Origin of the sequence: Micromonospora sp. WMMD736 (assembly GCF_049179015.1) — a bacterium.
Classification (GTDB): Bacteria; Actinomycetota; Actinomycetes; order Mycobacteriales; family Micromonosporaceae; genus Micromonospora.
Window position 1 is genome coordinate 1 of the sequence record NZ_JBMHMI010000171.1, and the last position, 1,995, is coordinate 1,995.

Annotated in this window: 3 protein-coding genes; all 3 read left to right on the plus strand. The window is 67.9% G+C overall.

Features of this window, described 5'->3' with window-relative positions; all coding sequences use genetic code 11:
* Positions 1-778: DUF881 domain-containing protein (locus ACN269_RS35210; protein WP_421477740.1), on the plus strand; the 778-nt coding region annotated here is incomplete at its 5' end.
* 35 nt (positions 779-813) lie between these two features.
* Complete coding sequence (locus ACN269_RS35215) at positions 814-1,146, plus strand: small basic family protein (RefSeq protein ID WP_421477742.1); 333 nt, start codon at positions 814-816, stop codon at positions 1,144-1,146.
* Between the two features lies 1 nt (position 1,147).
* Entirely contained in the window at positions 1,148-1,921 is a 774-nt protein-coding gene (locus ACN269_RS35220; protein WP_421477744.1) for a DUF881 domain-containing protein, read from the plus strand.
* The last annotated feature ends 74 nt before the right edge of the window (positions 1,922-1,995 follow it).

Below are 1,995 nucleotides of genomic sequence, written 5' to 3' on the forward strand. Positions count from 1 at the left end.
GGCAGCGCGTCGCGATCAGGGCGATACACCAGCCACGCCGCGTCGGCGATGGAGCCAGTGGGGCTGGCAGATACTGGCCGCGTTGGCGATCGCCGCAGTGTTCGCGGTCGCGGTGGGACAGGCGCGGTCGGCAGCACCGGCCGACCGGCAAGCCCAGCAGGTGTTGGCCGGCAGCGTCCGAGCAGCCGAGTCGGCCACCGGTGACGCCGCCGTCCGGCGCGATGCGCTGGCCACCCAGGTCGACACCGAACAGCGCAGCCGGCTCGAGGGCGACGTCCGGGGTCAGCAGCTGCTGGACGAACTGGACCAGGCCAGTGTGACGGCCGGCAGCATCCCGGTGACCGGGCCCGGCCTGACCGTGACCGTCACCGACCCCGGCCTGTCCAAGGACCTCAGCGATGTCTCCAAACAACGAGTGACCGGTAGCCAGCAGGTCATCCTGGACCGCGACCTGCAGCTGGTGGTCAACTCACTGTGGGTCAGCGGGGCCGAGGCAATCTCGGTCAGTGGCGTACGGGTCGGCCCGAATGTGACCATCCGCCAAGCGGGCGGCGGCATCCTGGTCGACAATCAACCCATCGACAGCCCCTACGTCATCACCGCGATCGGACCGCCGCGCGGGATGCAGGACATCTTCGAGCGCAGTCCGGGGCTGCAGCGCTTGCGCCTCCTGGAGACCTCCTACGGCGCCGGGGTCAACGTCAGCACCGGTGACGGTTTGCAGCTGCCGGCGGGATCCCCGCGAGATGTCAACTTCGCCAAACGGATTGGGCCCTGACCATAGATGATCGGACTACAGATGATCGGACTGGGATGATCGGAATCGCCGCACTCGTCATCGGCATCGTGTTGGGGCTGGTGTTTCATCCCACCGTGCCCGAGTTCGTCCAGCCCTACCTGCCAATCGCGGTGGTCGCCGCGCTCGACGCGGTCTTCGGTGGTCTGCGGGCGTATCTGGAAGGGATCTTCGACTCGAAGGTCTTCGTGGTGTCGTTCGTGTTCAACGTCCTGGTAGCGGCGCTCATCGTGTATCTGGGCGACCAACTGGGAGTCGGCACCCAGCTGTCCACTGCGATCATCGTGGTGCTCGGCATCCGGATCTTCGGCAACGCCGCGGCACTGCGACGACGACTGTTCGGCGCCTGACATGACCGAACCCGCCCACGGCCGCCACGAGTTGGCTCACGACACGCCGCGCATCGGGCTGCGGTCACGCAGCCGGTCGCAGGTGGTGTTCGGGGCGCTCGCCGCGGTGCTGTGTGTGCTGCTTGGCGCCGCGATCGTGACCCAAGTGCGGCAGAACGACTCGGGCGATGCGCTGGAGTCGGCGCGGCCGGCCGACCTGCTGGTGCTGCTCGATTCCCTGCAGCAGCGCGAGGCCGCACTGAACACCGAAGTGGCCGAACTCGAGCAGACCTTGGAGACCCTGCAGGACTCCGGTAGCAGCGACCAGGCTGCGATCGAGAACGCCCAGGAACGGCTGGCCGGGTTGTCGATCCTGCTGGGCACCGTCGCGGCGACCGGGCCGGGCGTCATCCTGGCCATCGAGGACCGCGCCCCGGGTGTACCCGCCGAGACGATGCTCGATGTCATCAACGAGCTGCGCGCGGCCGGCGCCGAGGCGATGGAGATCAGCGGCAACCAGGACGAGCGGCGGGTCGGCGTGCGCATCGGCGTCGACAGCTGGGTGGTCGGCAGCCCCGGCGCGCTGGTCGTCGACGGTCAACGGCTCAGCCCGCCGTATTCGGTTATCGCCATTGGCGATCCGCCGACGCTGGCGGCGGCGATGAACATACCCGGGGGCGCCATGGACAGCATCGAACGCGTCGGCGGCACGATGACGACGCAACAGAACGAGCGGGTGGACGTCACCATCTTGCGGCAACCGAAACCCCGCCAATACGCTCAGCCAGTCAAGTAAGCCGAACACCTGCGCTGTCGAACACCGAGGAGCGTCGTGACCGAGATCCCGACCGAGCTGTATTACACGCCCGA